The organism is Kitasatospora sp. NPDC094015 (genome assembly GCF_040304075.1).
In the GTDB taxonomy this organism is placed as follows: domain Bacteria; phylum Actinomycetota; class Actinomycetes; order Streptomycetales; family Streptomycetaceae; genus Kitasatospora.
This window is the reverse complement of sequence record NZ_JBEOUL010000037.1, coordinates 53,247-61,028: the sequence shown is the minus strand read 5'-3', so window position 1 is coordinate 61,028 and position 7,782 is coordinate 53,247. Positions and strand designations below refer to the sequence as shown.

3 protein-coding genes are annotated in these 7,782 nt (G+C 71.1%); 2 read left to right on the top strand and 1 reads right to left on the bottom strand.

Annotation, left to right across the window (positions count from 1 at the left end):
* Positions 1-35 precede the first annotated feature (35 nt).
* Positions 36-4,175, top strand: coding sequence for an RHS repeat-associated core domain-containing protein (locus ABT014_RS30310; protein ID WP_350642439.1), 4,140 nt, complete (start codon positions 36-38; stop codon positions 4,173-4,175).
* A 2-nt stretch (positions 4,176-4,177) separates the two neighbouring features.
* Complete coding sequence (locus tag ABT014_RS30305) at positions 4,178-4,585, top strand: hypothetical protein (RefSeq protein ID WP_350642438.1); 408 nt, start codon at positions 4,178-4,180, stop codon at positions 4,583-4,585.
* A gap of 312 nt (positions 4,586-4,897) precedes the next feature.
* On the opposite strand, the gene ABT014_RS30300 is transcribed toward ABT014_RS30305, so the two are convergent.
* Positions 4,898-7,768 (bottom strand): AfsR/SARP family transcriptional regulator, encoded by a 2,871-nt coding sequence (locus ABT014_RS30300; RefSeq protein WP_350642437.1) that lies wholly within the window; start codon positions 7,766-7,768, stop codon positions 4,898-4,900.
* Positions 7,769-7,782: the final 14 nt, after the last annotated feature.

Here is a 7,782-nt window from a genome sequence, read left to right as displayed (position 1 = left end):
CGCACGTGCGGGTCGAGACCGGCGGGGTGTCCGCCATGTCCACCCAGGCCGACCACTACTACCTGCGCGGCATGGACGGCGACCGCAACGACCCCACCGACAAAACCAAGAAGCGTGCCGTCACCGTCCCCGACGGCCAAGGCACCACCCTGACCGACGACGACGCCTGGGCCGGGTACGAGTACCGCAGCGAGCAGTACGACAAGCCCGGCGGCAAGATCCTCACCAAGACCGTCAACACCCCCTGGAAGAAGACCACCGCCACCCGCGTCCGGGACTGGGGCACCACCACCGCCAACCTCACCAGCACGCAGACCTCGCGGACCTTCACCTCCCTCGACCAGGGCGCCGGAACCAGCTGGCGCGAGACCCGCACCAACACCACCCAGGACACCTACGGCCGCACCACCCAGGTCGAGGACCTCGGCGACACCGCCGTGGGCACCGACGACAAGTGCACCCGCACCACCTACGCCGACAACACCACCGCCTGGATCCTCAACGGCGCCGTCCGCACCGAAATCGTCGCCGCCGACTGCGGCGCAACGGTCGACCGCGCGACCCGGCCTGACGGCACCTCCGCCGTCCTGGCGGACACCAGGACCCGCTACGACGGCCAGGCCTGGGGCGCCGCACCCACCAAGGGCGACATCACCCTCGCCGAAACCCTGAAATCCCAGACCGGCACCAACGCCACCTACCTCGACACCGCCAAGACCTACGACACCTACGGCCGACCCCTCACCAGCACCGACCTCGCCTCCACCACACTCTTCGACACCACCGGCACCACCGGCCCGACCACCACCCCGTCCCCCAACGCCCGAACCACGACCACCACCTACACACCCACCACCGGCAGGCCCACCAAGACCACCCAATCCACCCCACCGGCAACCGCCGGCAACACCACCACCACACAGACCACCATCACCGACTACGACCTGCTCCGCGGCCAGAACACCGACGTCATCGACGTGAACAACCGCCGAACCGATGTCCTCTACGACGCCTTGGGCCGGACATCCAAGGTGTGGTTGCCTACCAAGTCCAAGGTCAACAACGATCCACCCAACAGCCGGTACGTCTATGACATAGCCGAGGGCAGGATCACCTCCGTCGCCACCGCGACCCTGAACGACGACAACTCGTCGGACACCTCGTACACGCTGTACGACGGATTCGGGCGCGCGCGTCAGACCCAGTCACCCGGCGACAACGGGGGCCGGATCCTGACCGACACCTTCTACGACGAGCGCGGCCAGACCGCCCTCACCTACGCCCCCTACTACGCCACCGGCACACCCTCCACCACCCTGTTCAAGGTCGAGGACGCCACCGGCGTCGAGACCCAGACCGCCACCGCCTTCGACGGCCTCGGCCGCACCGTCAAATCCACCGTCCTCGCGGGCAACGGCGTCGGCACCCCGCTCGCCACCACCCTCACCGAGTACAACGGCGACCGGGTCACCGTCACCCCGCCCACCGGCGCCACCCCCACCACCACCATCACCAACGCCGCCGGCAGGACCACCGAACTCCGACAGTACAAATCCGCCCTGCCCACCGGCAGCTACGACGCCACCACCTACACCTACGACCCCGCCGGCCACCTGACCGGACTCACCGACCCCGCCGGCACCGCCTGGACCTGGCAGTATGACCAGCAAGGCCGTCAGACCAAGGCGACCGACCCCGACAGCGGGACGACCAGCAGGACCTACAACGACCGTGGTGAGGTCACCGGCACGACCGACAGCCGAGGAAAGACGATCAGTACCGTCTACGACAATCTCTCGCGTGCTGTCGAGACACACGACGGCTCCGTGACCGGTCCGCTGTTGACCTCCCAGGTCTGGGACCCCAGCGGTGGTAAGGGCCAGCTGTCCACCGCCATCCGGTACAGCGCGGTCAACGGCACCACCTACCAGTACAAGACCACCTACTCGCTCTTCGACGCAATGGCCAGGCCCACCCGGACGACCGTCACCGTTCCGTCGGTCCCGGGCCAGGAAGGTCTGGCGGGCGCCTACGCAACCGGTGTGATCTACCGCCTGGACGGCCAGCCCAAGTCGGTCTCCTACCCGGCCGCCGGAAACCTCGGTGCCGAGTCGGTGGCCTACACCTACGACGCCCTCCACCGGGCGACCGCGGCCCAGGGCTTGAGCACCTACCTCACCGGGCAGACCTACAGCCTCACCGGCAAGCCGCTGCAGTCCACCCTCAACAACGGCACCGCGGGCAAGGACGTCTACCTCACCAACAGCTACGAGTGGGGCACCCAACGCCTCGCCTCCAGCCGCACCGACCAGTACGGCATCGCCACCCCCGCCCGAGCCGCCGTCTACACCTACGACCAGAGCGGCAACGTCACCTCACTGACCGACACCTCCCGCACGGGCACCGACCGGCAGTGCTTCCAGTACGACTACCTCACCCGCCTCACCGAAGCCTTCACCCCCACCGCCACCAACTGCCCCACCACCCCCACCGGCGCCACCCTCGGCGGCCCCGCCCCCTACTGGACCAGCTACACCTACAACACCAACGGCACCCGGGCCACCGAAACCGACCACAGCACCACCGGCAACACCACCCAGGACACCACCACCACCTACACCTACCCCGTGCCGTCCGCGGCTCAGCCGCACAGCCTCACCGGTACGTCGGCCGGTGGCGGCAACCCGGTGGCCCAGAGCTATTCCTACGACCCGGCCGGAAATGCAATCGCCCGTCACCTGATTCCAGGACCCGGCATCACCAGCGACCAGAACCTCACCTGGAACAGTGAGGGGAAGCTGGTCAAGGTCGACGACACGGTCAAGACCGGCTCCGCGACTTCGGCCAAGTCCACGGACTACCTGTATGACGCCAACGGAACCCGCCTCCTCACGCACTCGGCGGACACCGCTGCACCGGCGGCGGAGAACTGGACCCTCTACCTGGGCAACACCGAGATCAACCTGGCCAAGGGCGCTCCCAAGGCCACAGCCACCCGCTACTACCCGCTCGGCTCGGCGACCGCGGTACGCACCGACGACAACAAGGTCACCATTCAGGTCAACGATCACCACGACACCGCCGAGCTCAATATCGACGCCACCACGGGCGCTGTCACACAACGTCGCACCCTGCCCTTCGGTGGAGCACGGGGGACGACGTCCGGAGCGTGGGCCGGTGACCGCTCGTTCGTCGGGGGCACCGCGGACGCCACGGGACTGACCCATCTCGGGGCCCGTGACTACGACCCGTCCACCGGCCGATTCATCAGCCCCGACCCGCTCATCGACGTCAACAACCCGCAGCAGATCAACGGATACGCCTACAGCGGCAACAACCCGGTCCGGTACAGCGACCCCAGCGGCCTCATGGCTGCGTGCCTGGACACCTGCCGAGGCGAGGACCGTCCGCGCAGCACCTACGAGGAGCGAAGTGGGGGAGACCAGAGCGAGGCAGGCCAGGAAATCGCCGCCCGCAGGCGTCAGGGGATGCAGCTTCTCACCGCGACCCGGTTTTACGGTGATCAGTACGACATGCGCAAGCACCGCGAGCAGCGGGTCATCCGGTGCTCCGAGGAGTGCCGCAGCAGCGCCGGTGACAGGATCACTGCGGCGTTCTCCATAGGATGGCTCCACCCCGAGTACGCCAAGCCGAATGTTGTGGTGGAGCCGCGATGCGTCGGCTGGTGCAAGCTCCAGCACTACGCGCGCATCGGCGCGAACGTGTCAGGAGACATCAGCTCCGTGGCCGGCGCTTTTGGTGCGGTCGCCGCCTTCATTCCAGTGGTCGACGTCGCAGCTCCGGTACTCGGCGCAATTTCGACTGGGACAAGTGCCCTGGCGACCGGCCTCGACATCGTGGGAGGTGACTACCAGGGCGCCGCAGTGAACGGCGCTGTCACCGTGGTCGGGGTAATGACCGGCGGGCTGGGAGGCTGGGCAGAGAGGCCGGCAGCGGAGTTGGGGGTGAGCTTCCTCGTTCGCGGAATGGGTGGCGAGGTCAAAGCCAGCGGCCAGGAGGCTGCGAGGCTCTCCGGGAGCAAGTACGACCCGACGGTGGACGATCGGATCGCGAACGGGGTAGGATCCGCTCCCTCTGGGATCGCTGGTGTCATTGGGCTCTTCATCAATCCGCATCCCCTGCGCGACCAGGGGAAATCCTCACTCTTTGGGTAGCCGTGAAGTCATTCTTCGAGTCCGCTCCGTTCCCCTTGGTGATAGGCCTCTCCGTGGTCGGGCTTCTGGTGAACGCGGGGATCGTTCTTGCGCTCTACTCCGACCGAAGGCAGCGGTTGACTGCTGCGAAGGCGTTTGTCCTCGGTGGCGCCTGGCTGATTCCTCTCGGAATTATCCGGGGCAATTCCATGAAGGAGATCGTCATACTCTATGTGGATGTCCTGATTCTCGCGGCGTTGGTATTTGTCGGATTCTGGTCGGATGTCAAGCTGCTGGCCCCACGACTGGCGGCCGGGGAAAAGAACGTTCCGCGGATACCTGAGTCTCGCGCTCGACGAGTGGTTTTTTCGGCGGTCGGGGTGATAGCGCTCGTCATTGTCCTCGAGGTCCTGCCGATTTGGCCGTTCTAGGGATAGTCAGGCCTCCCCTATGGGTGCTGCCGAAACTCCTTCCGGGGTTCCGGCAGCACCTCGTCTGTTTTCGGGCGACCGGTGTACCCGGCTCGGCCCGCCGGCACCCGACGAACGGTGTTCCGTTGGTGATCCGTTGGTGGGGCGGCGCAGGCTCGGAGGGAGCCGCCGGTGGGTGGTGGGACGGGAGAGGGGTGCGTGATGGTGCAGGTGACGGGGATGCCGGGGGGTGGCGGCATGGCGGGGGACTCGATCTGGACCTGAGCCGGGTGGGGGCGTCGCGCAGGGGACGGGGGTCTCGGCGCGGCGCCCTCAGGCCGCCGGCAGGCCGGGGCGGGCCGCGGTCGCCTCGGTGAGCTGGGCCCGGACGGCGTCGGTCTGCCAGCCGGCGGAGCGTTCGGCGAGCCGGTCGAGGAGGGCACGGGCCTGGTCGGTGGCCGCCGCGGCTTCGGCGGGCCGGGCCAGCCGGTTGAGGGCCAGGGCGAGCCGGGCGAGCGCCATGCCTTCGCAGAACAGGTCGCCGGTGTAACGGGCGAGCATCGCGGACTCCTGGAGCGGCGCGACCGCCTCGGCGTCCCGCCCCAGGCCGCTCAGCGCAGCGCCCTTGCAGGCCAGGATGTTGGCGTCGGCCGGGAGTTCGTTGAATTCCCGGCCGGCGCGCAGGGCCCGGTCGCTGTAGCCCAGCGACTCGGCGTACTGCCCGAGTTCCAGCTCGATGAGGGCCAGGTTGGCGAGCACCGCGACCTCGCGCTTGCGCAGCTCCGGCGGCCCGACGAAGGAGAGGGCGCGCAGGAAGGCCCCGCGGGCCTCCCGCAGCTGTCCGCCGCGGCGGTGCACCAGGCCGATGGTGCAGGTGCTGGCCATCCGGCCCGCCAGGTCGCCGATCTCCTCGCGGATCCGCAGCGCCGCCTCCAGCAGCCGCAGCGCCTCCGGCCACCGTTCCAGCTGCATGAACGCGGCGCCCCGGGCGGTGAGCACGGTCGCCTCGCCGGCCCGGTCACCGGCGACGCGGGCGCCGGCCAGTCCGGCCTCGGTGATGTCCAGCCAGTCCTGCCAGCGGCCGGCCAGGTTGAGGTAGGCCCAGGCGAAGCCGGGCAGCAGCCAGCTGGTCCGGTGGAAGCCGTGCTCGGTGGCGGCGGCGGCGGCGCGGACCAGGTTGGTGCGTTCGCCCTCGCACCAGTGCAGGGCGTCCTGGAAGTGCCGGAAGTCGTGCGGACGGTGGCCCGGTTGCGGGGCCGGCGGGTCGGGCCGGCCGGCGCCGGGGAAGAGGACGGCGTCCGCCTCGACCAGGCTGTCCAGGTACCAGGCGGTGACCCGGCCGACGGCGGCCCGGCGGGCCTCGGGGCGCTCCTCGGCGACGGCCAGCTCGGCGGCGAAGTCCCGGAGCAGGTCGTGCAGCCGGTAGCGGTCCGGTCCGAGGCTCTCCAGCAGGCAGGCGTCGACGAGTTGCTCCAGTGCCGCCTCGACCTGCTCCGCCGGGTGGTCCAGCAGGGCGGCGGCCGCGCGCAGGCCGGTCTCCGGGCCGGGTGCGAGCCCGAGCAGCCGGAAGGCGCGGGCCGGGTGCAGCCCCTCCGGGCTTTCGGGCTCCGGGAGTTGGGCGTAGCTCATCCGGAAGGTGGCGCGGACCGCGAGGTCCTCGACCCGGAGTTCGTCCAGCCGCCGGGTGTGGTCGGCCAGCCGGTCGGCCAGGGTGGCGACGCTCCAGGAGGCGCGGCCGGCGAGCCGGGCGGCCGCGATCCGCAGGGCCAGCGGCAATCCGGCGCAGTGGGCCACCACCCGGGCGGCGGCGGCCGGTTCGGCGGCGACCCGGTCGCGGCCGGCGAGGGCGGCGAACAGCTCGTACGCCTCGGGCTCGGCGAGCGTGCCGAGGCCGAGGTGGACGGCGCCGGTCAGCCCGCCCAGCCGGCGGCGCGAGGTGACCAGGACGGCGCTGCCCGCCGAGCCCGGCAGCAGCGGTCTGACCTGGGCGGCGTCCCGGGCGTTGTCGAGCACGACCAGCACCCGGCGGTCGGCGAGCAGGCTGCGGTACCGGGCGGCGCGGGAGTCCTCGGAGGCGGGGATCCGCTCCTCGGGTTCGCCGAGGTCGCGCAGCAGGCAGGCGAGGACGTCGCCCGGGGTGGCCGGGGTGGCCTGGACCCCGCGCAGGTCCATGTACAGCTGGCCGTCGGGGAAGTCGGCGGCGGCGCGGTGGGCGCCGTGCACGGCGAGCGTGGTCTTGCCGAGGCCGCCGGCGCCGCTGACGGCCACCACGCCCGCCGGTCCGCCGCCGGCCGCCGGGGTCAGCAGCTCCAGGAGCCGGCGCACCTGCTCCCGCCGTCCGGTGAAGTCCGGTATGTCGCGCGGGAGTTGGGCGGGCGGTCGGAAGGCCTGCGGGGCGGGTGGACGGGAGGCCTGCGGGGCCGGCGGACGGGTGACCTCCGGGGCGGGGGCCGCAGGTTGGGCCAGGACCTCCCGGTACGCGGCCTGCGCCTCGGTGCCCGGATCCACGCCCAGCTCCTCCGCCAGCCCGCGGCGCAGCCGGTGGTAGACCGCCAGTGCCTCGCTCTGCCGCCCGCAGCGGTGCAGGGCCAGCATCAGCTGCCGCTGGAACCCCTCCCGGAGCGGGTGTTCGGCGGCGGGCCCGGCCAGTTCGGTGACCAGGGCGGCGTGGCCGCCCGCGCGCAGCTCGGCCTCGAAGCGCCACTCCAGCGCCTGCAGCCGTCCCTGGCGCCAGCGTTCGACGGCCGGGCGGGCGAGATCCTCGGCCGTCTCGGCCAGCACCACCCCGGTCAGCGGTTCGCCGCGCCACAGCGCCAGGGCGGCCCGGGCCCGTTCGCCGACGGTCGGCCAGTCGTCGAGGCGCCGGGCGGCGCCGGCCGCCTTGAGCAGGTCGTCGAGGACGGCGCCGTCGAGTTCGCCGCTGCCCACCTCGATCAGGTAGCCGGGTGGCGCGGCGCGCAGCCGGTGGGCGCCGTCCGGCCCGAGGGCGCGGCGCAGCCGGGTCACGTGGTTGTGCACCGAGGAGGTCGCGCTCGCGGGCGGTCGCTCGCCCCACAGTGCGGATTTGATCCGGTCCAGCGGGACCGTGCGGCCGGGGTCGAGCAGCAGGACCGCCAGCAAGGCCTGGTTCTTGGGTGCGCCGAGGGTCAGCGGGTGGCCGGCGTCGTCGTGCGCGGTCACCGGGCCGAGCAGACCGAACCGCATCCCACGCCCCTCCC

Excerpts from the sequence above, each read along its gene's own strand:
- ABT014_RS30300 (WP_350642437.1), bottom strand. The coding sequence starts at position 7,768 with ATGCGGTTCGGTCTGCTCGGCCCGGTGACCGCGCACGACGACGCCGGC.
- ABT014_RS30310 (WP_350642439.1), top strand. The coding sequence starts at position 36 with ATGTCCACCCAGGCCGACCACTACTACCTGCGCGGCATGGACGGCGAC.